Source organism: Actinoplanes utahensis (assembly GCF_016862455.1).
In the GTDB taxonomy this organism is placed as follows: domain Bacteria; phylum Actinomycetota; class Actinomycetes; order Mycobacteriales; family Micromonosporaceae; genus Actinoplanes; species Actinoplanes utahensis.
Map to the genome: position 1 here is coordinate 37507 of NZ_BOMZ01000044.1, position 26512 is coordinate 64018.

Annotated in this window: 23 protein-coding genes; 8 read left to right on the forward strand and 15 right to left on the reverse strand. The window is 72.8% G+C overall.

The window, feature by feature from the left end:
- Window position 1: 1 nt before the first annotated feature.
- Complete coding sequence (locus tag Aut01nite_RS16425) at window positions 2–757, reverse strand: MBL fold metallo-hydrolase (protein WP_043521745.1); 756 nt, start codon at window positions 755–757, stop codon at window positions 2–4.
- Between the two features lie 49 nt (window positions 758–806).
- The gene (locus tag Aut01nite_RS16430; protein ID WP_373871500.1) at window positions 807–1940 is read right to left on the reverse strand and encodes an MFS transporter; all 1134 of its coding nucleotides are present in this window, start codon (window positions 1938–1940) and stop codon (window positions 807–809) included.
- A gap of 166 nt (window positions 1941–2106) precedes the next feature.
- Between Aut01nite_RS16430 and Aut01nite_RS16435 the strand changes: the two genes are divergently transcribed.
- On the forward strand, window positions 2107–2712 hold the full coding sequence (locus Aut01nite_RS16435) for an alpha/beta fold hydrolase (RefSeq protein ID WP_052163092.1): 606 nt from the start codon (window positions 2107–2109) through the stop codon (window positions 2710–2712).
- 245 nt (window positions 2713–2957) lie between these two features.
- Window positions 2958–3929, forward strand: coding sequence for a TerC/Alx family metal homeostasis membrane protein (locus Aut01nite_RS16440; RefSeq protein WP_043521743.1), 972 nt, complete (start codon window positions 2958–2960; stop codon window positions 3927–3929).
- 4 nt (window positions 3930–3933) lie between these two features.
- Here Aut01nite_RS16440 and Aut01nite_RS16445 read toward each other — a convergent pair whose 3' ends face one another.
- Window positions 3934–6729, reverse strand: coding sequence for a hybrid sensor histidine kinase/response regulator (locus tag Aut01nite_RS16445; protein WP_083998437.1), 2796 nt, complete (start codon window positions 6727–6729; stop codon window positions 3934–3936).
- A gap of 117 nt (window positions 6730–6846) precedes the next feature.
- Between Aut01nite_RS16445 and Aut01nite_RS16450 the strand changes: the two genes are divergently transcribed.
- The 4 genes from Aut01nite_RS16450 to Aut01nite_RS16465 all read left to right on the forward strand — a co-directional run bounded on the left by Aut01nite_RS16450 (window position 6847) and on the right by Aut01nite_RS16465 (window position 12959).
- A complete protein-coding gene (locus Aut01nite_RS16450; RefSeq protein WP_275409697.1) occupies window positions 6847–8874 on the forward strand; it encodes an ATP-binding response regulator in 2028 nt (675 codons plus the stop codon).
- A gap of 77 nt (window positions 8875–8951) precedes the next feature.
- On the forward strand, window positions 8952–10715 hold the full coding sequence (locus tag Aut01nite_RS16455) for a VanW family protein (RefSeq protein WP_043521741.1): 1764 nt from the start codon (window positions 8952–8954) through the stop codon (window positions 10713–10715).
- 11 nt (window positions 10716–10726) lie between these two features.
- Window positions 10727–11890 carry a cytochrome P450 gene (locus Aut01nite_RS16460; protein WP_201775414.1) on the forward strand — a complete coding sequence of 388 codons (1164 nt, stop codon included), beginning with the start codon at window positions 10727–10729 and terminating at the stop codon, window positions 11888–11890.
- A gap of 139 nt (window positions 11891–12029) precedes the next feature.
- Complete coding sequence (locus Aut01nite_RS16465; protein WP_043521739.1) at window positions 12030–12959, forward strand: diacylglycerol/lipid kinase family protein; 930 nt, start codon at window positions 12030–12032, stop codon at window positions 12957–12959.
- Here Aut01nite_RS16465 and Aut01nite_RS16470 read toward each other — a convergent pair.
- Both Aut01nite_RS16470 and Aut01nite_RS16475 read right to left on the reverse strand, forming a co-directional pair.
- Window positions 12928–14016, reverse strand: a complete 1089-nt coding sequence (locus Aut01nite_RS16470) for a hypothetical protein (RefSeq protein WP_052163089.1) — start codon at window positions 14014–14016, stop codon at window positions 12928–12930. The genes Aut01nite_RS16465 and Aut01nite_RS16470 overlap by 32 nt on opposite strands.
- A gap of 65 nt (window positions 14017–14081) precedes the next feature.
- On the reverse strand, window positions 14082–15035 hold the full coding sequence (locus tag Aut01nite_RS16475) for a sulfite exporter TauE/SafE family protein (protein ID WP_043521738.1): 954 nt from the start codon (window positions 15033–15035) through the stop codon (window positions 14082–14084).
- A 124-nt stretch (window positions 15036–15159) separates the two neighbouring features.
- On the opposite strand from Aut01nite_RS16475, the gene Aut01nite_RS16480 reads away from it, so the two are divergent.
- Window positions 15160–15543 carry an MmcQ/YjbR family DNA-binding protein gene (locus tag Aut01nite_RS16480; RefSeq protein ID WP_173476626.1) on the forward strand — a complete coding sequence of 128 codons (384 nt, stop codon included), beginning with the start codon at window positions 15160–15162 and terminating at the stop codon, window positions 15541–15543.
- A gap of 5 nt (window positions 15544–15548) precedes the next feature.
- On the opposite strand, the gene Aut01nite_RS16485 is transcribed toward Aut01nite_RS16480, so the two are convergent.
- From Aut01nite_RS16485 to Aut01nite_RS16495, 3 genes are read right to left on the reverse strand one after another with little or no spacing between them, the layout of a single operon-like run.
- Window positions 15549–16262: a YcnI family protein gene (locus Aut01nite_RS16485; protein ID WP_043521736.1), complete on the reverse strand. Its 714-nt coding sequence runs from the start codon at window positions 16260–16262 to the stop codon at window positions 15549–15551.
- An 11-nt stretch (window positions 16263–16273) separates the two neighbouring features.
- Window positions 16274–16870 carry a copper resistance CopC family protein gene (locus Aut01nite_RS16490; protein ID WP_043521735.1) on the reverse strand — a complete coding sequence of 199 codons (597 nt, stop codon included), beginning with the start codon at window positions 16868–16870 and terminating at the stop codon, window positions 16274–16276.
- Window positions 16867–18054, reverse strand: a complete 1188-nt coding sequence (locus tag Aut01nite_RS16495; protein ID WP_043521734.1) for a Dyp-type peroxidase — start codon at window positions 18052–18054, stop codon at window positions 16867–16869. Before Aut01nite_RS16495 ends, Aut01nite_RS16490 begins: the two co-directional genes overlap by 4 nt.
- 319 nt (window positions 18055–18373) lie before the next feature.
- Here Aut01nite_RS16495 and Aut01nite_RS16500 point away from each other — a divergent pair, with 319 nt between their 5' ends.
- Window positions 18374–19744, forward strand: coding sequence for a PepSY-associated TM helix domain-containing protein (locus tag Aut01nite_RS16500; RefSeq protein ID WP_043521733.1), 1371 nt, complete (start codon window positions 18374–18376; stop codon window positions 19742–19744).
- 283 nt (window positions 19745–20027) lie between these two features.
- On the opposite strand, the gene Aut01nite_RS16505 is transcribed toward Aut01nite_RS16500, so the two are convergent.
- The 7 genes from Aut01nite_RS16505 to Aut01nite_RS16535 form a co-directional block, all read right to left on the reverse strand.
- Window positions 20028–20861, reverse strand: a complete 834-nt coding sequence (locus tag Aut01nite_RS16505) for a class I SAM-dependent methyltransferase (RefSeq protein ID WP_043521731.1) — start codon at window positions 20859–20861, stop codon at window positions 20028–20030.
- 188 nt (window positions 20862–21049) lie between these two features.
- Complete coding sequence (locus tag Aut01nite_RS16510) at window positions 21050–22213, reverse strand: aminotransferase class V-fold PLP-dependent enzyme (RefSeq protein WP_236642475.1); 1164 nt, start codon at window positions 22211–22213, stop codon at window positions 21050–21052.
- 2 nt (window positions 22214–22215) lie between these two features.
- Entirely contained in the window at window positions 22216–23523 is a 1308-nt protein-coding gene (locus Aut01nite_RS16515; RefSeq protein ID WP_043521728.1) for a pyridoxal-phosphate dependent enzyme, read from the reverse strand.
- Window positions 23524–23569: 46 nt separating this feature from the next.
- Window positions 23570–23731 (reverse strand): hypothetical protein, encoded by a 162-nt coding sequence (locus tag Aut01nite_RS16520; RefSeq protein WP_173476621.1) that lies wholly within the window; start codon window positions 23729–23731, stop codon window positions 23570–23572.
- A 53-nt stretch (window positions 23732–23784) separates the two neighbouring features.
- On the reverse strand, window positions 23785–24825 hold the full coding sequence (locus Aut01nite_RS16525; protein WP_043521726.1) for a hypothetical protein: 1041 nt from the start codon (window positions 24823–24825) through the stop codon (window positions 23785–23787).
- Window positions 24822–25544, reverse strand: coding sequence for a TIGR03943 family putative permease subunit (locus Aut01nite_RS16530; protein ID WP_043521724.1), 723 nt, complete (start codon window positions 25542–25544; stop codon window positions 24822–24824). The genes Aut01nite_RS16525 and Aut01nite_RS16530 overlap by 4 nt, the downstream gene beginning before the upstream one ends.
- On the reverse strand, window positions 25541–26509 hold the full coding sequence (locus Aut01nite_RS16535) for a permease (protein WP_043521722.1): 969 nt from the start codon (window positions 26507–26509) through the stop codon (window positions 25541–25543). The genes Aut01nite_RS16530 and Aut01nite_RS16535 overlap by 4 nt, the downstream gene beginning before the upstream one ends.
- Window positions 26510–26512: the final 3 nt, after the last annotated feature.

Below are 26512 nucleotides of genomic sequence, written 5' to 3' on the forward strand. Positions count from 1 at the left end.
CTCACAGCGAGGCCGCGAGTTTCTGCAGGGCTTCCTTCGCGCCGGTGGTGAGCGGGTCGCCGTGGCCGGGCAGGATCGCCGTGACGTCCAGGGCGGCCATCCTCTTCACCGAGGCGGCGGCCTTGCCCTGGTCGGACGTGTACTCCGGGGCCGAGCCCTGCAGGCCGTCCAGGTTGCGCAGCGCGTCCCCGGCCACCAGCACACCGGTCGCCGGCTCGAAGATCGACACGTGGCCCAGGGTGTGCCCGGGCGTCCCGACGATCTGGAGGCCGAAGACCTCGTCGCCGTCCTTGACCGCCCGCAGCTTCCTGCCGCCCGGCTCGCCGATCGCGGTGACGTCGTCGGTCCCGGCGTACAGCGTGGCGCCGACCAGCGGCGCGATCTCCGCGAGGCCGCCGGCGTGGTCCTGGTGCTGGTGGGTGAGGATCACGTGCTTGACCGCGGCCCAGCCGAGACCGGCGGTTCTCAGCACGTCCTCGACCGAGGTCGCCGAGCCGGCGGTGCCGGTGTCGACGACCGCCACCTCGCCGCCGCGGATCAGCAGGTAGACGGAGACGAACGACAGGTCGACGCGCCGCCAGTCGCCGGTCACCGTGGCGCCGGTCGCGGACGGCGTCGCGCCGGCCGAGGGAGCGGTGCTCCCGGCCGGCGCCGGATCGGCCTTCGTGCAGCCGGTGAGGGTGTTGAGGACGGTCACGCCGAGGACGCCGGAACCCGCGGTGAGCAGCAGTCTGCGATGGAGCCTCAGGTCGCTCATCACCCATCCCTACCGCACCGCGGCCGGTTTCGCTGCCCGGCATGGGCGATCAGCGCATCCGGAGGGTCACCGTCAGCAGGATCGCGGAGGCGGCCTGCGCGACGGCGAAGACCACGGCGAGCAGGGCCGTCGACTGTTCGTAGAGGGCGCCGGCGAGGACGCCGCCGGCGAGCGCGGCGACACCCTGGACAGCGGCGAAGACGCCGTAGGCGGTGGCCCGGCGGGGCGCCGCGACCAGATCGGCGACCAGCGCCTTGACGGTGGAGTCCTGCACCCCGACGGCGGCGCCCCAGAGCATCGTGCCGGCGACGATCGCGGCGGTGCCGCCGGAGAGGGCGAGCGCGGGGGTGGCGGCGGCGAGGACCGGCAGCGCGTAGAGGACGCGGGCGCCCCAGCGGTCGTAGAGGTGGCCGCTGGCCAGGGCGGCGAGCCCGCCCGCGGCCATCGCGGCGGCGTACAGCACCGGCACGGCGGCGATCGGGATCCGGCCGGTCTCGGCGGCGTGGTAGGAGATCAGCCCGAAGGTGAGCAGCCCGCCGGTGGCGAGCCCGGCGGACACCGCGAACCAGTGGAAACGCCGTGGCAGCCGGCCGGTGTCCGGCACACCCCGGTCCTGCGGTGACGGAGCCGGGAACCGCCGCCGGATCCACACCAGCAGGATCATCGCGGCGGCGCCGGGGATCGCCAGCAGCGCGAGCGCCGGCCCCGGCTCGGTGAAGACCACGATCAGCGCCGCGACCAGCAGCGGCCCGGCGAACGCGCCGATCTGGTCGAGGGCCTTGTGGACGGCGAACCCGCGGCCCCGGCCGACCGCTCCGGCGGCTTCGGCGAGCAGTGCCGACTTGGCCGGGGAGCGGATCGCCTTGCCGATCCGCTCGGTGACGATCAGGACGGCGGCGACGGCCAGCCCGGCGCCGCCGAGCAGCGGGGTGACGGCCAGCAGCGGCACGCAGATCGCGGTCAGGCCGTACCCGGCGATGGTGAGCGACCAGTACCGGGCGGTGCGGTCGGCGAGCGGGCCGGACACCAGGCGCAGCAGCAGCGCGGCCGCCTCGCCGGCTCCGGTGACCAGGCCGACCACCAGCGCGGACGCGCCCAGACCGGCGAGCAGCGGACCGGTGATCGAGCGGGCGCCCTCGTAGACCATGTCGGCGGCGAGACTCACCAGCCCGAATCCGAGGATCGCCCGCCACGGCCCGAGCGCCGGGGCGTTGGTCAGGGCAGGAGAGGGACTTCGCACGTCCCTATACGTATCACGATCATCGAGAGATCAATTTCGGGCAATGTTTGGATTCCGCGGGGCATCCGGCGCATGTTTGGTGTCCCCCCGAACCAGGAAGTCCATCGCCGTGCATCCTCAACCCCCGCGCCGCACCACCCACGCCCACGGAACCCCGAAGAACCTGTTGGTCTACGACCGCTGGGGCCGGTTCGGCCGCCCGGTCGTCCTGCTGCACGGCCTGTTCTACGACCGCACCATCTGGTGGCCGGTCGCGGCCGAGCTCGGTGACGCGTGCAGTGTCGTCGCCGTCGATCTCCCCGGCCACGGCCAGTCCGCGGCCCGGGGCGACAACGATCTGGAAGCGCTGGCCCGCGACCTCGCCGTGCTGGTCCGCAACCTGGAACTGCACCGGGCGCCGGTGCTCGTCGGACAGGGCGAGGGAGCGCTGCTCGCGGACGCGTTCGCCGGCTCCTACGCGACCCGGGCGGTGCTGACCTTCGACGAGCCGGCGGCGCCGCCGGAGAGCCCGGAACAGCATCGGGCGATCGCTGACCTGGCCGGTGTGCCGGGGCCGTACCGGCAGTTCACCGAGGCCCGGTTCGACCGGAGCGTGCTCTCGTCGTACCGCTGCTGGTACGGCAGTCGCACACAGCCGCGAGCGGGCAAGCGGCCCTGTCTCCCGCATCTGCGGGCCCCCGCGCGTTTCGCGGCGACCCTCCGGAACCTGATCTGACGCCGGTGCGGGCTGCTCACCCGCCACGTCCCTCCGGCGGTCACGGCGCGTCATCCGGCATGCCGAAATCGGTGGTGAAGCGTGGTTCCGCGGCCTGCTCCTGTCTATGCTGGCCCGCGAGGGGAGTACCTCCGCGAGAGCGTGGCGGTCACCACGGGCACGACGGAAGTGCCCTCGTGCGTTCGCCCGGTGATCCACACGGGTGAGGGAGACCTCGGACGATGACTCGTGTCCGAGGGGGCCCCATGCTCGATCTGCCGTCCATCGCTTCCCCGCGGCTCTGGGCGATATCCATCGCCGTGCTGCTGGTTCTGCTGGCCGTCGACTTCGTGATCACCCGCCGCCCGCACGCGGTGGCGATGCGCGAGGCGGTCGGCTGGTCACTGTTCTATCTGGCGCTCCCGGGCGCGTTCGGGCTGGTGCTCTGGCAGGTGTACGGGCAGCGGCCCGCGATGGAGTTCCTGACCGGCTACATCGTCGAGAAGTCGCTCTCGGTCGACAACCTGTTCGTGTTCATGCTGCTGCTCGCGGCGTTCGCGGTGCCGCCGGAGCTGGCCCAGCGAGTGCTGCTCTACGGCATCGCGGGCGCGCTGGTGCTGCGGGCGATCTTCATCGCGGCCGGCGCGGTGGTGCTGCAGAGCGGGACGTGGGCGTTCCTGCTGTTCGGCGCGATCCTGCTGCTGACCGCGGTGAAGGTGTTCCGGGAGGCGCTGCGGCGCGAGGAGTACCAGGTCGACATCGATCGGATGCGCAGCGTACGGCTGATGCGCCGGCTGATGCCGGTGAGCAACAGCTACGACGGCGGGAAGCTGACCGTGCGGCTGGACGGCCGCCGTACGCTGACCCCGCTCGCACTGGTGGTGACCGCCGTCTTCATGACCGACCTGGTGTTCGCGGTCGATTCGGTGCCGGCCGTCTACGGTGTCACCGAGGACCCGTACCTGGTGTTCGCAACGAACGCGTTCGCCCTGCTCGGCCTGCGTGCGCTGTACTTCGTGCTGCACAACGTCCTGGACAAGCTGCGGCACCTCAACTTCGGGCTGGCGCTGATCCTGGCGTTCATCGGGGTGAAGCTGGTACTGCACTGGGCGCACAAGGTCTGGGCGGGCGTGCCGGACATCCCGATCGCGGCGTCGCTGGCCGTCATCGGTCTCACCCTGGCCACCGTGACCGCCACCAGCCTGTACGCCGACCGCCGGGAGCGGGTCGGCGCCTGAGCCGCTACGACGCCTCGGCTCCCGCCGGGCGGGAGCGGCGGATCCGGTCGGCGGCGTCCCGTACCTCCATGATCGCCGGGCGGGCGGCGGTGTACGCGGCGACGGCCGCGTCCAGGTCGCCGGCCCGGGCGGCGCTCTCGATCGTGGCGCAGGCGGAGGTCGCGGCGCTCGCCCCGAGGTTGGCCAGCACGCCCATCAGCTGATGCGACTCGGTGCGCAGCAGGTCCGTGTCGTCGAAGGCGAGGGCCTGCTGCATCCGGTCCAGGTGTTCCGGGATCTTCGCGGACAGGGTGGCGAGCAGGCCGGCCAGCGCCCCCGCGGTGGCCGCCGGGTCGGGGCCGCGCAGCTGGTGGAGCCGCCGTTCGATCTCCGCCACCACTCCCGGGGCCGGCTCCTCCGCCTTCTCCGGCGGGGCCGCCCAGCGTTCCAGCACCCGGGCCACGTCGGCCGGGATGAGCGGCTTGGCCAGGTGCTCGTCCATCCCGGCGTCCAGGCAGCGGGCCCGGTCCTCGGCCAGGGCGCTGGCGGTCAGCGCGATGATCGGCACGTGCCGCCCCGGGCGCTCGCGGCGGCGGATCTCGGCGGTGGCCGCGTATCCGTCCATCTCCGGCATCAGGCAGTCCATGAATATGGCCGCATAGTCCCGCCGGCCGGCGTACTCGACCGCCTCCCGCCCGTTGACCGCCACGTCGGCGCTGTAGCCGAGGTTCGCGAGGAGGCCCAGCGCGACCGTACGGTTGATCTCGTTGTCCTCCACCAGCAGCAGATGACCGCGCCGGGTCGCCCGCGGGGTGTCCGGCGCGGTTCCCGGCGACGGGCCGACGAGCACCCCGACCAGGGCGTCGTACAGCTGCGACTGCCGCAGCGGCTTGGCGAAGGCGGCCGACACCCAGGTCAGGTCCGGCTCGCTGGGCAGGTGGTGCGGATCGTCGGCGAGCAGGATGGTCCGGGGTTCCGGGCAGTCCGGCGGGGTCAGCCCGAGCGTCTCCCCCGGCGCCGCGTGCATGTCCACGATCAGCAGGTCGATCGGCCGTCCGGTGGCGGCGGCGTCGCGCATCACATCGACCGCGCCGGCCGTGTCCGGCACCCCGATCGCGTCCATCGACCATTGACCGAGCTGCTCGGCCAGGACCGTACGGTCGTCGTCGTTGCGGTCCACCACCAGCACCCGCAGCCCGTCGAGGGAGTGCCGCTCGGACAGGTCGGAATCCTCCCGCGCGGCGCGCAGCGTCACCGTGAACCAGAACGTGCTGCCCTCGCCCGGGACGCTGTCCACCCCGATCCGGCCGCCCATCACCTCGACCAGGTCGCGGCTGATCGCCAGGCCCAGCCCGGTCCCGCCGAACCGCCGGGTGGTCCCGGCGTCGGCCTGGATGAACGCCTCGAACAACCGCTCCCGCTGGTGCTCGTCGATGCCGATGCCGGTGTCGTGCACCTCGAACCGGACCGGCACCGCGCCCGGTTCGCAGGCCGACTCGGCGTCCGGGCTCGCGGTCACCGTGACCCGCCCGTGCGGAGTGAACTTGACCGCGTTGCCGACCAGGTTGAGCAGCACCTGGCGCAGCTTGGCCGGGTCGCCGCCGAGGACGGCCGGCAGGCGCGGATCGCAGAGCGCGGTGACCGTCAGCCGGTCGTGCGTGCCCGGCGGGGCGACCAGCGCCACCACCTCGTCGAGCAGCTTGCGGAGCTGGAAGTTCGCCTCCTCCAGCAGCACCTTCCCGGCCTCCAGCTTGGAGAAGTCGAGGATGTCGTTGATCACCGCGAGCAGCGCGGACCCGGCGGCGCTGATCCCCTCGACGTAGCGCCGCTGCCGTTCGTCGAGCCGGGTGCCGAGCAGCAGGCCGGTCAGCCCGATCACGCCGTTCATCGGGGTGCGGATCTCGTGGCTCATCGAGGCGAGGAACTGCGACTTCAGCCGGGCCGTCTCGAGCGCCTGGTCCCGGGCCTCGGCGAGGGCCTGCTCGGTCTGCAACCGGGCGGTGATGTCCCGGACGAAGCCGTGGAAGTGCGGGGCGCCGCCGTGCCGGATCCGCCACATGGTCAGCTCGACCGGGATCTCGTGGCCGTCGCGGTGCGTCGCGGCCATCTCGGTGGGCCGGTCCAGCAGCCATTCCAGGCGGCCGTCGAGCAGCCGGCGCAGCGCGGGCCGGTACGCCTCCGGCAGCACCGTGCCGGCCACCTCGCGACCCAGGATCTCGGCGCGTTCCCAGCCGAAGACCTGCTCGGCCTGCCGGTTCCACTCGGTGATCACCCCGGCGCCGTCCATGGTGAAGAACGGGTCGCTGGCCGCCTGCATGATCATCTCGAGTTGTTCGCGCTCGGCGCGGCGGCGCTGGTCGGCCTGGACCCGGGAGGTGATGTCGTGCGCGACGGTGGCGGTGCCGGCCACGGTGCCGTCGGTGTCGCGCATCGGGGCCATGCTGAGCGACACCTCGATCTCGGCGCCGTCCTTGCGTTTGCGGCGGGTCTCGTACCGGGTCGGGGCCTGGCCGCGGCGCACCCGGGCGAGGAGCTCCCGCTCCTCACCGAGACGGTCGGCCGGCAGCAGGCGGCTGACGTCGTGCCCGACCATCTCCTCGGCGGTGTAGCCGTACAGTCGCTCGGCTCCGGGGTTCCAGCTCTTGATCGTGCCGTTCGGGGTCTTGCTGACGATGGCGTCCTGGGAGGCCTCGACGATCGCGGCGAGCCGGGCGTTCTCCAGGGCGACCTTGCTGACGTCCCGGCGGGCCCGGCGGGACACCACCACCGCGGTGATCCCGGCGGCCACCCCGGTCAACAGCGACAATCCCCGTCCCAGCACCGCGCGGCCCCTCCATCAATCCGAATCCGATTCAGCATCAACGTACATGCGACCTTTATCTGCTTTAGCCTTAATGCGGACATAGCACCCACCGACTCGCCTCAAGGAGCCGATGCCGTGGCGACAGTGATGGTCGTCGACGACGTCGCCGCCAACCGGGACATCGTGCGCATGCTGCTCGGCTTCCGGGGCCACGACGTGATCGAGGCGCACGACGGGGCCGACGCGCTCCGCCTCGCCCACACCCACCACCCCGACGTGGTGGTCTCCGACGTCCTGATGCCCGGCATCGACGGCCTGGAACTGGTCCACCGGCTGCGCGCGGACCCGGACCGGGAGGCCGCCCAGGCCCCGGTGATCTTCTACACCGCCAACTACCTGGAGCCGGAGACCCGGCCGATCGCCGAGGCCTGCGGGGTCAGCCAGGTGGTGCTGCGCTCCCAGGACCCGGACGCCCTGCTCGACGCGATCGACACCGCGCTGGCCGGCGGGCCGGTCGACGTCGGGGTCACCGCCGACGCCGACTTCGCCCAGGCGCACCTGCACGCGGTCAACGCCAAGCTGATCGAGAAGGTCCGGGCGCTGCACGACACCGAACGCCGGTTCGAGGCGATGGCCGTCGCCTCACCGGTCGGCATCGGGATCATCGACCGGGACGGGCACGCCGACTACGTCAACGCGCGGCTCGCCGAGATCACCCAGGTGCCGGTGGACCGGCTCGTCGGCCGGGGCTGGCTGGACTGCCTCGGCGCGGCCGACCGCGAACCCGCGCTGAACCTGCTGCGCGGCACCGGCGAGGACACCGAGCTGCGCTTCACCCACCGGATCACCCGGCTCGACGGGACCGCCCGGTCGCTGCGCATCCACCTGCGGCAGACGCGCGACGATGACGACGGCCTGACCGGCGCGGTCCTCATGATCGACGACGTGTCCGACGTGACGATGGCCGAGCAGCGGCTGCACGAGGAGACCCGGCGCCGCCAGGACGAGGCCCGCCACCGCGACGCGGAACGCCTCGACAGCCTGCGGCGGATGGCCGGCGGCACCGCGCACGACTTCAACAACATCCTCGGCGCCATCCTCGGATACACCAACCTGGCCATCGAGACGATCAACGACGGGCGCGAGGACGGCACCGTGCCGGCCGAGGCCGCGGAGTCGCTGCTCGGCGACCTGGCCCAGGTGATCAAGGGCGGCGAGCGGGCCAAGACGCTCACCCAGCAACTGCTCGCCTTCGGCCGCAAGGAGGTCAACAAGCCGGTCGAACTGGACCTGAACACGCTCCTGCGGGATCGGGCCGGCTCGCTGGCCGCCGCCGCCGGGCCGCGCACCGAACTGGTCCTCGACCTGGCCGCCGACCTGCCCAAGGTGAAGGCCGACCCGGACCAGCTCTCCCAGGTGCTGCACAACGCGGTCCGCAACAGCGCCGACGCGATGCCGGACGGCGGCACCGTCACGATCAGCACGTCGGCCCCCGGCGACCGGGTCGCCACCACGATCCGGGACTCCGGCACCGGCATGCCGCCGGACGTGCTGGCCCGCGTCTTCGAGCCGTTCTTCAGCACCAAGTCGACCACCGGCACGGTCGGGCTCGGTCTGTCCACCGCGCACGGCATCGTCAGCCAGGCCGGCGGCCAGCTCACCCTGGAGTCCGAGGTGGGCCGGGGCACCACGGTCACCGTCACGCTCCCGGCCGTGGCCGGCAGCGCGCCGCCCGCCCCGCCGCCGCCCCGGCCGCAGCCGTCCGGGACCGGGCGCGGTGGCGGCGAGACCCTGCTGCTGGTCGACGACGAGGACGCCGTGCTCCAGGTCACCGCGCGGATGCTGTCCGGCGCCGGGTACCGGGTGCTGACCGCGTCCGGCGCCGCCGAGGCGCTGGCCCTGCTGGAACGCAACGGCGGCGAGGTGGCCGCGCTGGTCACCGACGTGGTGATGCCCGGCATGGACGGCCGTCAACTGGCCCGGATCGCGGCCGGGCGGCGACCGGACCTGTGCGTGGTGTTCGTCTCCGGGTTCGCCGAGTCGCTCTTCGACGAGCACGGCAACAACCTCGAACCGGGCTCCACCATCCTGGCCAAGCCGTTCGACCGGGAGAAACTGGTCAGCACGGTCCGGACCGCGCTGTGTGCCAGGCAACGAGCGTGACCCACTGACTGTCCGACGGGAACCTGTGATCGACTAGCATCCTTGGCTCGCCGCCCCCCACTCCCCCAGGAGGCCCGGTGACCACCGCCAGTGACCGCCAGCCGACCGTACGGCTGCCGCAGCAGGCCACACCCACCCACGATCGGCTCCCGCCGGGCGCCGCGGCCCCGGCGCCCCCGGCCGCGCCGAAACGCCGCCGGCTGCTCGTCACCGGCCTGACCGTCCTGGCGCTCGCCGCCGGAGCCGGCGCCGCCGCCGTCTGGACGCTGCACGGCGACATCCCGCGCGGCGTCACCGTGCTCGGCGTCGACCTGGGTGGCAGGAGCCGGGCCGGGGCCTCCGCCGCGCTGCACACCCACCTCGCCAGCGACCCCGCGGTGACCGCGCCGGTCCAGCTCACCGTCGAGGGCCGGGGCGCCCGGCTGCGGCCCGCCGACATCGGCCTGACCGTCGACGTGGACGCGACGGTCGACGCCGCGAGCCGGGGCCGCCCGTCGCTGTTCGGCACCCGTGCCGTGGCCCCGATCGTCACCGTCGACGCGGCCCTGCTCGACGCGGCGCTGCGCCAGGCCGTCGGAACGGTCGGCACCTCGATGCGGGCGCCCGCCGTCACGTTCACCGGGCTCACCCCGAAAGCGGTCCATCCGCGGGCCGGCCGGGGCCTCGACCCGCGGACGTCGGCCCAGGCGCTGAAAGCCGGCTGGCTGTCCGGGACGGCGGTGACCGTTCCGCTGGCCGAGCTGCGGCCGGCGACCACCGCCGCCGAGGTCGACGAGCTGGTCGAGACGGTCGCCCGGCCCGCGGTCGCCGCGCCGGTCACGGTCACCTCCGAGCGCGGCACGCTGACCATCCCGCCGGCCGCGATCGCGAAGAGCCTGCTGCTGACCGGGGACGCGAGCGGGCGGATCGTCCCGCGGTTCGATCCGGCGCGACTGCGGGCGGCGCTCGGCCCGCAACTGAAGAGGATCGAGGTGCCGGCGAAGGACGCGTCGTTCGCCTTCGCCGGCGGGAAGCCGACGATCGTCGCCGGGGCCGAGGGCCGGGCTCTGGATCTCGCCGGTCTGGCGCCGCGGCTCCTGGAGACGGTCACGAGCACGTCCGGGCGTACCGTCGCGGGGTCCCTCACCACCGCCGCACCCGCCACCGATGCGGCCGACCTGCAGAGGCTGGGGATCACCGAGAAGGTCTCGACCTTCACCACGAAGTTCCCGGGCGGGCTGTCGTCGCCGCGCAGCCAGAACATCATCCAGGCCGCCGAGCAGGTCCGCGGCGCGCTGGTGCTGCCCGGGAAGACGTTCTCGCTGAACAAGCACACCGGGGAACGCGGGTACCGGCAGGGCTACAAGGACGCGCCGGTGATCGTCGGCGGGCACCTGCAGCCGGGCGTCGGCGGCGGGGTCTCGCAGTTCACCACGACGCTGTTCAACGCGACGTACTACGCGGGCCTCAAGGACGTCGAGCACAAGCCGCACTCGTTCTATTTCGACCGTTACCCGGCGGTCATCGAGTCCACGATCTTCTGGCCGGACCTGGACTTCAAGTTCCAGAACGATTCGCCGTACGGGGTACTGATCGACACCGCTCACACCAGCGAGACGATCACCGTGTCGGTCTGGAGCACCAAGGTGTGGGACAAGGTGTCCACCGAGTGGAGCGACCGGCGCAACGTCACGTCCCCGCCGACGATCACCAAACCGGACGGGCCGTCCTGCATCGCCACCGGCGGCCTGCCCGGCTTCACCCAGGACGCGTGGCGGCTGTTCCACAAGGGTGGCAAGGTCGTCAAGCGGGAGAAGTTCACCTGGAAGTACGACCCGGAGCCCCGCTTCATCTGCTCGTGAGGAGACCGCCGGTGGATTTCTCCGATCCCGGGTTCCTGGCGGATCCGTACCCGGAACTGGCGCGGCTGCGCCAACGGGCCGCCGTGAGCTTCGACCCGGGCAGCGGGCGATGGCTGGCGGCGAGTCATGCGGCGGTGGGCGCGGTGCTGCGGGACCGGCGGCTGGGGCGGTTCTGGCGGGACCGGGAGCCGGCCGAGGTCTATGCGGCGTTCAATCTGCTGCACCGGGAGCAGATGATGGAGAACGAGCCGCCGGTGCACACGCGGCTGCGGTCGCTGGTGGCGAAGGCGTTCGGGCGCGGGCATGTGGAACGGCTCGGTACGGCGGTCGCGGCGGAGGCGGCGGCGCTGCTGGCGGCGGCGGGTGACGAGTTCGATGTGCTGGCGGACTTCGCCGAGCCGCTCGCGGTGACCGTGATCGCGGAACTGCTGGGGGTTCCGCGGGCCGACCGGCACCGGTTGCGGCCGTGGTCGGCGGCGATCGTGCGGATGTACGAGATGACCCGCACGCCGGAGATCGAGGCCGCCGCGCTGGCGGCCTGCGGGGAGTTCGCCGGCTACCTGCGGGACCTGGCGGAGGTACGGGTCGCCGAGCCGGGCGAGGATCTGATCAGTCATCTCGTGGCGGTTCGCGACGGCTCCGACCGGCTCAGTGGCGACGAACTGGTGGCGTCGGCGATCCTGCTGCTCAACGCGGGTCACGAGGCGTCGGTGAACGGGCTCGGCAACGGTGTCGTCGCGTTGCTGCGGCATCCGGGTGAGCTGGCCCGGGTGCGGGCGGACCGGGCGCTGATCCCGGCGGCGGTGGAGGAGATGCTGCGGTACGACTCGCCGTCGCAGTTGTTCGTCCGCACGGCGGCGGCCGATGTGGAGATCGAGGGTGTGACCGTGCCGGCCGGAGCGGAGGTCGCGACGCTGCTCGGGGCGGCCAACCGGGATCCGGCGGTGTTCGCCGATCCGGACGGGTTCGACGCCGGGCGGGATCCGAACCCGCATCTGAGCTTCGGGGCGGGTCTGCACTTCTGCCTCGGCGCTCCGCTGGCCCGCGTCGAGTTGCGGACGGCTCTGGCGGCGCTGCTGGACCGAGCGCCGCGGCTCGCTCTGGCCGCCGAGCCGGTGCGCGGGCCCGGGTTCGTGCTGCGCGGCTTCGACAGCGTCCGGGTCAGCGTGCGCTGACCCGGACCGCCGGGTGGGCGTGCGCTGCCGGGTCGGCGTGCGCTGCCGGGTCGGCGTGCGCTGCCGGGTCGGCGTGCGACGGCGGTGGCCGGGGTGTGCGGGTCGACGATCCGTGATCTCCGGCAGATAGGGTCGTCCGGTGCGGACGAAGCAGGAGCTGACCGATGACATCCGGCGTGAGCGGCGGGCGGCTCTCGTCGTCAACGCGCGGTCGCGGCGTGGCCGGCAACTGTATGCGGACGCGCACGCCCGCCTGGTCGGCGCCGGGTTCCAACTGCTCGGCGCCTATGCCGTGGACCGGCCCGGCGAGCTGGAGAATTCGCTGAGGGCGGCGCTCGCCACCGGACCGGACCTGCTGGTCGCGGGCGGCGGCGACGGCACGATCAGCACCGCGGGGCGGATGCTGGCGCACCGCGACGTCGCGCTCGGGCTGCTGCCGCTGGGGACGACGAACAATTTCGCGCGTACGGTCGGGATCCGGCCCGGCCTCGACGAGGCGATCGCGACGCTGACCGACGGCAAGGTCATCGACGTGGACCTGGGCATCGCCGGGGACGTGCCGTTCACCAACCACGTCGGCATCGGCCTGTCCGCCGAGATCATGATCAACGTGCCGAGCCGGCTGAAGCGGGTCGTCGGCCGGATCGCCTACCCGCTCACCGCGCTGGGTCTGCTGGCCCGGCACCGGCCGCTGCGGGCCACGATCCGCGCCGGCGGGCGGGAGATCGTCTTCACCACGCATCAGGTCTACGTCGCCAACGGCGGGTTCCACGCCGGCCGGCCGATCACCGCCGACGCGCACGCCGACGACCGGCTGCTGGTCGCCTATCCGGTGGGCGGCGCGCCGAAGCTGGAGCTGATCCGCGAGACCGCCCGCAACGCGCTCACCGGCCACCGTCGCACGCTGCGGGAGCAGCCGTTCCTGGCGGTCGGCGAGATCTGGCTGGAGACCGACCGCCCGGCGCACGTCGAGGTCGACGGCGAGCCGTGCGGGGCGACCCCGCTGCGGCTCGCCGTCGACCCGAACGCTCTGCGGATCATGGCTCCGCCCGGTTCTCCCGACCACTGATCCGGGCCAGCCAGCCGGCCGCCTCGGTCTCCGGCAGGATCCGGTCCAGGGTGATCTCCGGGTACATCAGCGGGTAGACCCGGCCGGTGTTCCACGACCGGGCGTAGGACGGCACGTCCAGCACGACGACCCGGTGCCCGTCGACGACCGGGACGTCGGCGGGCCGGCCCTCGCCCCAGACCCGATCGCCGTCGGCGCCCCACATCTCGAACTGCCCGCGCACCCCGCCGGCCGGTTGCAGCTCCGGGCCGTCGGTGGCGGCGGCGATCCACGCCGGCTGCGGGCGGTCGCCGGCGATCAGGCCCTGTGCCGGGTCGCCGATCAGCGTCGCGGCGAGCAGGGTGTGCAGCTGGAAGTTGTCGCCGACCCCGCTGACGGTGAGCCGGTAGGCGCGCCCGCTCGGCCGGTGGATCACCAGGAACGCCTCGTCGTCGATCACCTGGAGCAGCCCGTACATCCACGTCGCCGCGTCGGCGTGGTCCTCCATCGCGGCGGTTGCGGCGGCCAGCCGTTCCCGGCCGCGGACGGCCTGCCGGACCCGTTTCTGCTGCAACGGCAGCAGCAGGCTGGGGATCCAGTCGTCCACGGTGAAGTACGACTCGGTGATCCGGATGCTCTCGTCGCGCTCGATCCCGGCCTGTGCCGCGGCCCGGGTGACCCGCTCGATCAGCACGTCCGCGGCGGCCTGGCTGTCCGGCGCCTCGAACTCGCCGCCGTCCTTCTCGGCCAGCGCCGGGAACCGGGCCCCGAGCTCGAGGCCGTCGGTGACCCGCTCGACCAGCACGTCCAGCAGCACGAACGGATCGGCGCCGGCCTCGACCAGACCGGCCGCGACCTGGGCCAGCGCGGTGCCGTTGCCGAGCGGCACCCGCTCCAGGGCCGGCCGCAGGCGGCGGGCGCCCTCGGTCAACTCGTCCGGGCCGGCCGACTCGATCGAGCGGCCGATGCCATGGAAGGCCGCCGCCGCGGTCTTCTCGTCCCGGGCGAGGACCCCCCGCGCCAGATCGCCGCAGAGGTCCGGCAACGCCGCCGATGTGCGCTCACGCTTCCACCACATCGGCGCATCGTACGGATGCCCGGGGTTCGGTGGAACCCCGGGCGTCGGCCGCCGGTCGTCGCGGGTCAGACGTTGGCGGTCGCCTTGTCCTTGTCGTCCGGGACGTCGCCGGTCGCGGCGGCCTCCGCCTCGGCGATGATGCGCTGGTCGTCGGCGATGTTCTTGCGGTACTGCAGCACCGAGTAGACGATCGCGGCGGCCCAGGCGGCGTAGATGACGCCGTAGAACGCGTAGCGCACCCCGTCCGGGGCGTCGATCCAGTCGCTGCGGAGCAGGGAGCGGGTGTTGGTCAGGACGATCACACCGCCGACCGCGGCGCCGAGCACCCGCGGCGGGATGTGCCGGACCAGCCAGGCGGCGATCGGCGCGGCGATGACACCACCGAGGAGCAGGGCCAGCGCCCAGCCGTAGTCGATGTTCTCGCTGCCGATGCCCAGGATGAACCCGAGGCTGGCGGCGATGGCGACCAGGAACTCGCTGGTGTCGATGGAACCGATCGTCTTGCGGGGTTCGAGCCGGCCGCTGGCCAGGATCGCCGGGGTGCCGACCGGGCCCCAGCCACCGCCGCCGGTGGCGTCGACGAAACCGCCGACCAGGCCGAGCGGGGCGAGGAAGCGCTTGCGCAGCGGCTTGCCGAGCTGGCCCTTGGGCAGGCCCTGGAAGGTGAAGCGGATGAGGACGTAGAGGCCGAGGGTCAGCAGGATGATCGCCATCAGCGGCGCCGCGACCTCGGTCGAGATGTTGGAGAGGACCGTCGCCCCGGCGAAGGCGCCGATCGCGCCCGGCACGCCGATCTTGAGGACGACCTTCCAGTCGACGTTGCCGAACCGCCAGTGCGCGATGCCGGAGACCAGGGTGGTGCCGATCTCGGCCAGGTGGACGGTCGCCGAGGCCGCCGCCGGGTTGGTGCCGATCGCGAGGAGCAGGGTGGTCGAGGTCACGCCGTAGGCCATGCCCAGGCTGCCGTCGACCAACTGCGCGCCGAGCCCGACGAGAGCCAGGAGAAGTAGTTTCCGCATGTGACGACCGCCAGGACTGGAGGGGATTTCCTATTTCTTGGATCGGAGAATAGAAGCCTAGCTAGCCAGTAGGCAAGGCATCGATTGACACAGGCGGCTGCGGACATGTTGCAGAATGACCACCGTGAGTGACGCTGACGACGTACGCCGGCTGGCCCTGGCCCTGCCGCACGTCGAGGAGATCGACAGTGACGGCTTCGACTTCCGGGTCGGCGGAAGGGGATTCGCCTGGTCATATCCGGAACGTCTACCCGGAAAGGCACGGGTGATACGTACGGATGTGGCTGTTCTGTTCGTCGGCGACGAGGCGGAGAAGCAGGCGCTGCTCCTCGGCGAGCCGGACTTGTTCTTCACCACACCCGGCTACAACGGGTTGCCGCTGGTCATGGTGCGGCTGGCCCGGGTACCACCCGATCGGCTGAGAGAGCTGCTCACCGACGCCTGGCGGATGCGGGCCCCGGACGAGCTCGAGGCCGACCTTCCGGCCGACCTCGAGGACGTGGGCTGAGCGGATCAGGGACGCGGGGCGGTGGCGGCCTTGCGGTAGGCGAGCAGGCCCAGGACCAGACCGGCCAGACCGGCGATCAGGCCCGCAATGCCCCAGGCAGCGCCGCTGTCGCCGCTCTCCTCCGTCGAGTCCGGGGCGGTGGGCGGCGCGGCGGCGGCGGAGGCCGCCGCCGCGGCGTCCGCCGTGGTCAGCTTGAGCACCGGCGCCGGGCTCTCCGGCTCGGTTCCGTCGGTGGTCGGCTCGTCGATCCAGCGGACGATGGTGCCGTCCGAGTACGTCTGCAGCGCCTTGAAGACCATCTGGTCCCGCTGCGGCAGCGGGCCGAGCGACACGTCGAACTCCTGGAACGTGCCCGGCTTGATCTCCGACCCGGCCGCGGCGGTCCAGGTGATCTTCGTGACCGCCTCGGTGATCTCGCTGTCGTGCACCTTGACCGGGGTCGGCAGCTTCGACTTCTCGGTGGCCGCCGTCCAGCCCGCCACCGGCTTGAGCGACACCGACCCGACCGGCGCGTCGATCGGCAGGTTGATCTCCAGCTTGGTGGTGGACGCGGTGTCGCTCTCGTTGGGCACCCGGAAGGCGACCTTGGTGTACCCGCCCTGGGTCGCCGAGCCCGGGCTCACCGTCACGTGCGCGGACGCCGGACCGGCCAGGCCGGCCACGAACGCGGCCGCGACGGCGGCGACGGTAGCGGCGCGGCGCAGTGCTGTCTGCTTCATCAAGGGACCTCTCATGCCTTGCGGCGACGGATGTACAGGAAGGCGGCACCGGCGGCGAGAGCCACCACGATGCCGACGACGAAGCCGACGATCGTCGAGCCGGTGTCGTCCGGCTTCGCCCGGTTCCCGGCGACGGCCGTGATCTCCGGGCCGGCGGACGGGGCCTGCGACGACGGCGCCGGGGACGGCGCCAGGGACTCCGGGGCCTCCGGGTCGTCGACCACCGGGCCCCGGCCCAGCGCGGGGGCCGGGTCGTCGACGGTGAACTCGTAGGAGCCCTTCACGGTGTGACCGTCGGTGGAGACGACCTGGTAGGCGACCGTGTAGACCCCGTTGGCCAGGGGCGTCTGGACGGTCACGACACCTGTCGCGCCGTCCACCTTCGGCGCGGAGACGCCCATCGTCGCCTTGGCGGCGCCACTGACCGTGATCGTGGTGTACTTCGGGTCCAGCTTCTGCAGGAACCGCAGCTTCACCTCCCGCGGCGATTCCTTCAGCGTGGCGTTCTTGGCCGGGCTGGCCTCGGCGAGCGCGTTGTGCGCCCACGCCGGCGCACCGGGCACCAGGACCAGGAGCACTGCGGCGAGAGCGAGCAGGGTACGGGTCACCCCAGCACCCGCTCGCCGATCCAGCCGTCCTGAGCGCAGCCGGGTGGGATGGCGAAGACCGAGGATCCGATCGGTGTGGTCCATTCGTTCAACAGGTCCTTCTCGGCGAGCCGCCGTTGGATGGGGAGATATTGCCGTTCGATGTCAGCTTGGTACGACGCGAAGATGAGCCCGCTGTCGGGTCGCCCCTGCGCGTCCGGCGCCTCGTCGTAGTTGTACGGCCGCCGCAGGATCTTGAACCGGGGATCGGTCATCCGGGCCCGCGTGACGTGCGCGAAGTCCGGCATCAGCGGCAGTCCGGTGTCGTCGAGTTTCGCGAAGTCCGGCTCGTCGAACTCGGCCGTCCCGCTCAGCGGCGCCCCGGACGTCATCCGGCGGCCGACCGCGTTCTCCTTGTCGCTCACACTGAGCAGATCCCAGGTCTCGATCTCGGCCCGGATCCGGCGGACCACCAGCGTGGTGCCGCCGTCCGGGTTCCACACCGCGGTCTCCATCGCGGCGTCCCGCGGGTTGGCGGTGCCGTCGAGCTGGCCGAGCACGTTGCGCTGGGTGAACCCGGCCGGATGCACGCCGGGACTGCGCCGGAAACCCCGCTGCACCCAGCGGACTCCCCCGAACGGGCGGGCGTCCTTGATCAGCATGCGCTGGGCGTGCGTGACCGTCAGCGGGTCGTCGGCACAGATCTGCAGCAGCAGGTCGCCGCCGCACCAGCGGTCCTGCAACCGGTCGACGGTGAACGCGGGCAGGTCGGCGACCGGGGACGGCAGGCCGGCGGCCCGGTACAGGCCGGGGCCGAACCCGAACGTCACGGTCAGGGCGGCCGGGTGCACGGCCAGCTCGGCCTCGGTGTCGCCGAGCGCCGGCTCGCCCCGGGTGAGGCGGGCCGCGTCGTCGGTGAGCAGGCGCATCATCCGGCCCAGGGCCTTGCGGTCGGTGCCCCTGGCCAGGGTGAACGACACGAAGGCGGCGTGCGCGGGCGGCTCGGTGGTGACACCGGCCTGCCGCGGGCCGTGGAACGCGACGGTGGCCGTACCGATGCCGGGGCCGGAGACCGCAACCGGCGCGGACGCCGCGCCGGCGCGCCCACCGGAAGCCCCGCCGGCGGAGCAGCCGGCCACCGCGGCCGCCGTGCCGAGGCCGGCCACCGCGCCGCCGGCGAGGACGATCCGCCGGGAGACCGTCACGAGACAGCTCCCGCCGGGCCGCAGCCGGCGGGACGGGCACGGGCGACCGCCGTGCCGGCAGGAGCGGTACGGGTCAGCATTCCTCTTCCTCGAGCTCGGTGAACGCCCGTTAGTCGCCGCCCGGCCGCCCCGGGTTCCCGCGGATCGCGATATCGCTTCCCGCGACCGGACCATCACGGAAAGTCACTGAGGGTTCACGGGGAACTCCACGCCCGGTTCCGGCGACCAATGGGCGACGCCGCCAGGGCCCGGGTCGCGTCGACTGCCAACCCATGGATGCCGGCGCAACCGCGCCGCCGACACCTGACGAGGACAGCCGATGGCCGTGACGACCCTCCCCGCGACGCCGGAGACCAGAGAGACCCGCCGCCCCTCCGCCGTCGGCGCTCTCCTGCTGCGGCTGCACTTCTACGCCGGGGTGCTGGTCGCCCCGTTCCTGGTGGTGGCCGCGCTGACCGGCCTGCTCTACACGGTCACGCCCCAGCTCGACGGCCTGCTCTACGGCGACCGGCTGACCGCCGCCACCACCGGCGGCGCCACGATCCCCCTCGAGGCGCAGATCGCGGCGGCCCGCGCCGCGCACCCGGACGGGACGATCGCCGCGGTCCAGCCGGCCGTCGGCGACGAGACGACCCGGGTGGTGTTCGCCCAGCCGGACCTCGGCGAGAACCAGCACACCGTCTACGTCGACCCGCACACCGGAACGGTCCAGGGGCAGCTGACCACCTGGTTCGGCTCCACCCCGGTCACCACCTGGCTCGACGACCTGCACCGCAACCTGCACCTCGGCGACCTGGGCCGGCACTACTCGGAACTGGCCGCGAGCTGGCTGTGGGTGCTCACCCTCGGCGGCATCGTGCTGTGGTGGCGGCGCCGGCGCAGCGTCCGCGGGATGCTCACCGCCGACCTCACCGCCCGGCAAGGCGTCCGGCGGACCCGCGGCTGGCACGCAGCGACCGGCCTGTGGATGAGCGCCGGCCTGCTGATCCTGTCGGCGACCGGCCTGACCTGGTCGGCTTACGCCGGCGCGAACTTCTCCGCCGCCCTGGACGTCCTCGACGCCCGCCGGCCCACCCTGGAGGTGCCCGGCGCCACCCCGTCCGCCGGCGGCCACCACGGCGCCGGCGCCGCATCACCCGCCGCCGTCGACCTCGCACAAGCCGACACCGTCCTCACCGTGGCCCGGGACAACGGCCTCACCGGCCCGGTCGAACTCACCGTCCCGGAGGCCGGCGGCGCCACCTGGACCGTCGCCGGCATCGACAACACCTGGCCGGTCCGCCTGGACCGGATCGCCGTCGACCCGGCCACCTCGACGGTCGTCGCCCGCAGCGACTTCGCCGACTGGCCGGTCCTGGCCCAGCTCTCCAAACTGGGCGTACAGGCCCACATGGGCATCCTCTTCGGCATCGCCAACCAGATCCTGCTCGCGCTCCTGGCGATCGGCCTGCTGTGCGTGATCCTGTGGGGTTACCGCATGTGGTGGCAGCGCCGGCCGACCCGCGCGGGCCGTCGCGCCGCCGTCGGCACGGCGCCCGCCCGCGGCGCCTGGCTCGGCCTGCCCGCCTGGGCCGTCGTCGCCGGTGTCCCGGTGGTCTTCGCGATCGGCTGGGCCCTCCCCCTCCTCGGCATCCCCCTGGCCGCGTTCCTCCTGGTGGACGCCCTGCTCAGCCTCCGCAGAACCGCCTGACACCGCAACGGCGGCCGCCTCGCTCCTCTTACACCATGCCTTGGTACGGGCCACGCAACGTCCCGTGCCTCGCGGCGGCCACGGCAGGCTTCCCCTCCCGACCGTCCCCCGACCGCGGGCCATGCATGCCCGTCCCGGTCAACCCCAACCGGCCCTCACTGCTGTCTCAACCGCCTCGAGACGACAGTGAGAACCAGCCGGACAGAACCGCAACCGACCCGGAATTGCTCGGGCGGCGTCGACCCCTCCTCCCGTACGCCGGGAGCCGCCCCGCCGTCGGCGATCAGTGGGCGGCGAAGGCCGCATGGCGGCCGGACCGCCAGAGCAGGCCGGTCTCCTGGAAACCGGCGGCTCTGGCGGCGTCGGCGTGCCAGGCCGGACCGGCGGTGAACTCGGCCGGCGGACGGTCGCGGAAGATGTCGGCGCGGGCCGCCAGCAGATCCTGGAGACTCGGATCGTCGGCGAGTTCGGCCCACCACCGTGACCAGGCGAGCCCGGCCCTGCCCGGCACGAATTCATCCTCGTCCGGCACGAAACCAGCAGCGGCCGGGACGAGCCCGGCGGCGTCCGGGACGGACCCGCTGGCGGCCGGCGTGAGCACGGTTCGGGGCGGTGCGGGGTCGAGGGCGCGCATCACGGTGGGCAGGCCGTCGTCGGGCATGACGTCGGCGACGACGAGCAGGCCGCCGGGAGCGAGGACCCGCCGGACGCCCGCGTAGAGCGACCAGACCGACTCCGGCGCCAGGTAGTGGACCGTCATGACGGCGACGACCAGATCGAACCCGGTTCCGGTGCGGGCCGGCCAGCCCGGGTCGGCGAGGTCGGTGGGCAGTACGGTCACCGAGGCGGGAAGACCGTCGCGGGCCAGGGCGAGCAGCACCGGGTCGATGTCGGCGAGGACGATCCGGGCGCCGGGCCAGCGGGCGGCCATCCGCCCAGCGAACAGGCCGGGGCCGCCACCGAGGTCGAGGACGCGGCGGGGCGGTCCGCTCAGGCGTTCGGCCGTGTCGAGCACCGCCTGTTCCAGGGTGGGCAGGCCGGGCACGAACCCCGCCATCAGCGAGTCCCAGCCGGCCCGCCGGGCGGCCACGCCGACGGTTTCGAGTGCGGTGGACATGGCGGTGGCCCCCAGAGAACGAAACGGAAAGAAACGACAATCGTTTCTAACCGCTCCGAGCGCTCCACGGTCCCGTTTCCGCGATCACCTCCGGCGCGGGGAGGTGACCGCGGATGACGGCCGAACTCCACACGCCGGAGGCCGCGGGCCCGTGTGGATGACGGCTGGGCTCCGCACGGGGGAAGGGGTCAGTGGTCGAGGCGGGAGAGGGCTTCGAGCAGGCGATCGACCTCTTCGGGGGTGTTGTAGACGTGCAGGCTCACCCGTACCGATGCGGTCTTCTCGCCCTGGGCGCCCTGGCAGTGATCGTCGGCGCGCACCAGCAGGCCGTCGCTGGCCAGGATGAAGCCGAGGTCGTTGGAGCCGATCGAGTGGTGCCGGAAGGTCACTATCCCGTGACGCTGCTGGACCATCGAGTCGGCGGTGAGGCTGCGCTGGCAGCCGAGGACCTCGTAGGCGGGCATCTTGCTGAGCCCTTCGGTGAGGCGGACGCCGAGGGCCTGGTTCCACCGGGCGATCCGGTCGAGGCCGGCCGCGTCCAGCCAGTCCATCGCGGCGGCCAGGCTGATGATGCCGCTGGTGTTGGGGGAGCCGATCCAGCCGGCCGGCCGGTAGGCGGGACCGCGCCGGTTGCGGGCCCAGATCGCCCCGGTGCCGGGCAGGGCCATCGCCTTGTGGCCGGAGAAGACCACGAAGTCGACGTCGAGCTCGGCGACCGAGATCGGGATGTGGCCGAAGCTCTGTGCGGCGTCCAGGCAGATCGGCACGCCGGGGGCGATGGCGCGGAGCCGGTGCACGTTCATGTCGCTGCCGTAGACGTGATGCACGTGGGTGGCCGCGATCATCCTGGTCCGCGGGCTGACGGTGAGGCGGCGGTGGTCGTAGTCGTGGGCGGCGTCGTACGGGATGGCCCGCACCGAGATCCCCGCCATGGTGGCCGCCTCCACCCACGGCATGCTGTTGGCGTTGTGGTCGGCGAACGGGACCAGGATCTCGTCGCCGTCGCGGAGCTGGGGCAGCAGCCAGTCCCGGGCGACGGCCCGCAGTCCTTCGGTGGCGCCGCTGACGAACTGCACGGTGGATTCCGCCGGCGCCGGGTCGCCGAGAAAGCGGCGCAGCCGGTCCCGGGCCTGTTCGATGCGGGCCGTGGTGCGGTTGGCCCACGGGTAGGTGCCGCGGGCCGCGTTGGCGTTCCCCGTGGTCAGGTAGGTGATCACGGCGTCCAGCACGGCCTGCGGCTTCTGCGAGGTGGCGGCGCTGTCCAGGTAGGCGACGTCGGGGTTGGCCGCGATCATCGGGAACTGTGCGCGGAGCCCGCGCTGCCAGCCGGCGAGATCGTCGAGGGCGGTCACGGTCAGTCCCGGACCAGGTCGAGGCCGGCGTCGCGCCAGGCGATGATGCCGCCGGCCAGCGAGCGGGCGTCCGGGTGGCCCATCCGGGTGAGCAGGGCGGCGTACGCGGCGGAGCGTTCACCGACCGGGCAGACCAGCAGGACCGGCCGGCGGGGGCTGAACGGCAGGCCGGCGTGGAGCAGGTCGGCGAACACCTCGTCGGCGATGTTGATCGAGCCGTCGATGTGCAGGGCCTGGTAGGCGTACGGGTTGCGAAGGTCCACGACCAGGGCGCCCGGGACGAAGGACGGCGCGTCGGCCACGGGAATCACCGGAGCGGCCGAGATGTCGGACTCGGCGAGGCTCGCGACGGAATGCGGCCGGGGCGGGCGGCCGAACAGGGCGGGACGGCGATCGCGCAGGTAGCTGAGATAGCTCTCGACGCGGTCGCAGACGATGAAGACGGCGGTGCGGCGGGGGCCTTCGTCGACCGTACGAAGGAAATCGATCGCACCCTGCAGCGCGCCGCCCCCGGTGGGTCCCGCCAGGATGCCGCACCGGCGGACCAGGGTGAGCAGCCCGTCGATGGCCTGGTCCGCGCTGACCTCGGCGATGGTGTCGTAGACGTCGGGTTCGAAGAGCCCGACCTGGTGCACCTCGTCGATGGTGCGGATGCCGGGGATGAAGTCGCTCTTGGCGGCGACCAGCCCGACCACGTGGGTGTCCGGGTTCTGCTGGCGCAGCGCGCGGGCCACCCCGGTGGACGATCCGGCGGTGCCGACGCAGGCGATGAACCAGTCCGGGGCGTTGCCGTCGAGGTCCTTGACGATCTCCGCGCCGGTGCCGGTGAAGTGGGCTTCCACGTTGCGCTCGTTGAAGTACTGGTCGGTGTGCGTCCAGCCGCCGCCGTCGGCGTTGAGCCGCTGGTACATCCGGGTGAGCGGGTCCTCGATGTCGCTCGGGTCGAGGCATTCGGACTGGCCGGGCAGTTCGTCGATCTCGGCGCCGAGCAGCAGCAGGAGGTCCTTGATCTCAGGGACCCTCATCCGGTTGGTGACGCTCTTGAACCGCAGCCCGTGCATCCCGGCGATCAGGGCGAGGGCTTTGGCGGTGTTGCCGCTGGACAGTTCCACGACGGTGTCGCCGCGTTCCACCGCGCCGGGCAGCAGCGGCCGCACCATGTTCCAGGCGGCGCGGTCCTTCACCGACCCGAACGGGTTGAGCAGTTCCAGCTTGGCGTAGAGGTCGATGGTGCGCAGGCCGTGCACGTCCGGGTCGATGCGGACCAGTGGCGTGTTGCCGATGGCGTCGGTGATGTCGTCGTACCTCATGGCGGCTCCGGGGGCGGGTGGATGGGCCAGTAGACGTCGCGGGCGTTCATGGCCGCAGCCCGCGGGCCCGGCAGCCGTCCAGGGCGTCCAGGCAGCCCTCCAGGGCGGCCGCCTTCTCCGGCGGGGAGACGGTGTCCACGTGGTAGGCGACCCGGCGCTCGAGCAGGGCCGCGGTGAGCGGCCCGGTCCTCGGCGTCAGGAAGAGCACTCCCCCAACGTATCCGCCGTCACGACTCTCCGCAAAGGAGTGAACACCGTGAGTCAGATGGTCCGCAGGTCAAGCGTGTGCCAGACGGGCGCCTCCTGGCCGCCGGTGGACCACCAGAGCACACCGTCCTTGGTGGCGGCCATGTCGGCGGCGACCGCGACCGGCACGCTGCGCCGGTTCTCCAGGTCGTGGACGAGCAGGGCGGCGGTGCCGGTGAGGTCGGCGTTCGGGCCGGGCACCGACAGGATCTCGAACCGGCCCAGTACGGCCACGTCGTTCACCGCGGCCTGGGTGTCCGGGCCGGCCACCCGGCGGCGGTCCGAACCGTCCGGCCGCATCAGGTCGATCCGGGCCAGCCCGGCGCTGGTCGCCACCATCACCCGGCACCAGGACGGGTCGCACATCGCCCATTCCGCGCCGGAGAACGGGATCTGCAGCTCCTTGCCGTTCTCCAGGTTGCGCATGTGGACGGCGCCGGTCTGGCCGCCGGTGTCGTCGGTGAGCCACGGCCACGCCGACAGCGCCCACCGGCCGGTCTCCTCCCGCACGGTGACCGCGCCGCCGGTGAGGGCCACCGACCGGATCTGCGTCGTCCGGTCGCCGTCACCGGCCGTCCAGTACACCCGGCCGCCGGCCACCACCAGGTCGTGCTGGTTGCCGTAGAACAGCGTGTTGCCGGTGTCCGCGGTGAGCCGTCGGGGCTTGCCGCCGGCCTGGTGGGCCGCCCAGATCTCGACCGGCCCGTCCCCGGTCTGTTCGGTCCAGATCAGCTCGTCGCCGGCCGCGGTGACCACCTCGAAGCGGGGCTCGCCGGTCACCGGCAGGCGGCGCAGCTCGCGCACGATCCCGGACTTCTCGATCAGCAGCTGGATCTCGTCACCGTCGGTGAAGGTGCCGACGGCGGTGGTGGCGTCCAGGAAGTACAGCGGGTCGACCGTCAGGTTCGGCAGGTCGGCGCGCTGCGCGGCGGGCCACAGCTGCTCGGCGGTGAGCGCGGCCGGGGCGGCCTGCGGCGCGGCGGGGATGGTGCCGCCCAGCAGCGCGCCGGCCGCGACCAGGGCCACCGCCAGGGGGATCCAGCGGGCGCGGGTCACTCGTACTGCTGCTTCGGTGGGGTGGCCGGTTGCCACTGCTCGACCTCCAGGTACGCGATGTCGGCCTGGTTGACCGTGTCCTTGCCGCGCTGAGCGGTGTATTTACCGGTGACCTGCACCCACGTCCCGGACGGCACGTCGATGACCGGGCCGCCGGTCAGGCCCACCTTGATCGGGCGGCCGTCGGCGGCGCAGCAGCTCACCACGATCCGGGCCAGTTGCACCCCCTCGGGTGACGTGTTGACGAACCCGATCAGCTGCAGGCGGCGCCCGGCGAGGCTGCGGCCCTCGTCGTAGATCGCCCGGGAGGCGTAGTCGAGCAGCCCGATCGGCGCCGGGTCGGCCGCGGGCAGCGGCGGATAGTCGGAGCTGCCGCTGACCTGGACCGTGCCGGACTGCCCGGCGGTGAACGAGCCGAGGGCGGGCGGGGCCACCAGCAGCAGGCCGAGCACCGGGAGGATGAGCAGCCAGCCCACGCGCGGCTCGTGATGCGCGTGGCCGTGGTCGTGCTCGTCCGCCGAGGAGGCTCCGGCGGAGGGGGCGGCGCGGTACTCGTACCACAGGGTCATGATCGCGGCCAGGACCAGCGCCGCGCCCGCAGCGATGAGGAAGGGCCGCAGGCCCTCTTTGACGTATCGCAGATAGAGGTCGCTCAGCGACGCCTTGAGGATCGCCCCGCCGAACAGGAAGAGGACGACCGCCTGCGCCTGCCGGTTCACAGCAGCACCAGCCCGGCGCCGGTCGCGGCGACGATCGCCAGCACGAACGTGGCCGGCGCGAACCGGGCGGTGAAGCGGCGGCCGAACACCCCGGCCTGCATCGAGATCAGCTTCAGGTCGACCATCGGCCCGACCACCAGGAACACCAGCCGGGAGGTGAGCGAGAACTGCGACAGCGACGCGGCGACGAAGGCGTCGGCCTCGCTGCAGATCGACAGGAGCACGGCGAGGACCGCCAGCGCCAGCACCGACAGCACCGGCTGCGCGGCGAGCGTCTGGAGCCACGCCTCCGGCACGATCACGTTGATCGTCGCGGCGGCCGCGGCACCCACCACCAGGAACCCGCCCGCGTGCACCACGTCGTGCCGGCACGCCGACCAGAACGCCCGGCCCTTCGACGCGCCGTCCAGGTCCGGCCGGTGCGGCAGCTTGATCCACTCAGTCCTGCCCAGGCGCAGCCACAGCCAGCCCATCACCATCGCGACGGCCAGGCTGGCCAGGCCGCGGGCCAGCACCATCTCCGGATCGTCGGGAAAGGCGACGGCGGTCGCGGTCAGCACGATCGGGTTGATCGCGGGCGCGGCGAGCAGGAACGCCAGCGCGGCGGCGGGAGTGACGCCGCGGCGGATCAGGGACCCCGCGATCGGTACGGCGCCGCACTCGCACCCGGGCAGGACGACCCCCGCCACACTGGCCGCCGGAACGGCGAGCGCCGGGTGCCGGGGCAGCGCCTTGGCCCAGAACGACCGGGGCACGAAGACCGCGATCACCGCCGACAGCAGCACCCCGAAGACCAGGAACGGGACCGCCTGCACCAGCACCGACACGAAGACCGTGGTCCAGGTCTGCAGGCGCTCGCCGCCGATCACCCCGGAGATCCGGTCCCGGAGGATCACCAGGGCCACCAGGAGGACCGCGAGGACCTCTACCTCGATGGACCGTTTTCGTTCCGCTGTCTCGACCACCGG

Coding starts and splice junctions, on each gene's coding strand:
- Aut01nite_RS16475 (WP_043521738.1), bottom strand. CDS start 15,035: ATGCGGAAACTACTTCTCCTGGCTCTCGTCGGGCTCGGCGCGCAGTTG.
- Aut01nite_RS16485 (WP_043521736.1), bottom strand. CDS start 16,262: ATGAAGCAGACAGCACTGCGCCGCGCCGCTACCGTCGCCGCCGTCGCG.
- Aut01nite_RS16470 (WP_052163089.1), bottom strand. CDS start 14,016: ATGTGGTGGAAGCGTGAGCGCACATCGGCGGCGTTGCCGGACCTCTGC.
- Aut01nite_RS16505 (WP_043521731.1), bottom strand. CDS start 20,861: ATGTCCACCGCACTCGAAACCGTCGGCGTGGCCGCCCGGCGGGCCGGC.
- Aut01nite_RS16500 (WP_043521733.1), top strand. CDS start 18,374: ATGGCCGTGACGACCCTCCCCGCGACGCCGGAGACCAGAGAGACCCGC.
- Aut01nite_RS16440 (WP_043521743.1), top strand. CDS start 2,958: ATGCTCGATCTGCCGTCCATCGCTTCCCCGCGGCTCTGGGCGATATCC.
- Aut01nite_RS16515 (WP_043521728.1), bottom strand. CDS start 23,523: ATGAGGTACGACGACATCACCGACGCCATCGGCAACACGCCACTGGTC.
- Aut01nite_RS16425 (WP_043521745.1), bottom strand. CDS start 757: ATGAGCGACCTGAGGCTCCATCGCAGACTGCTGCTCACCGCGGGTTCC.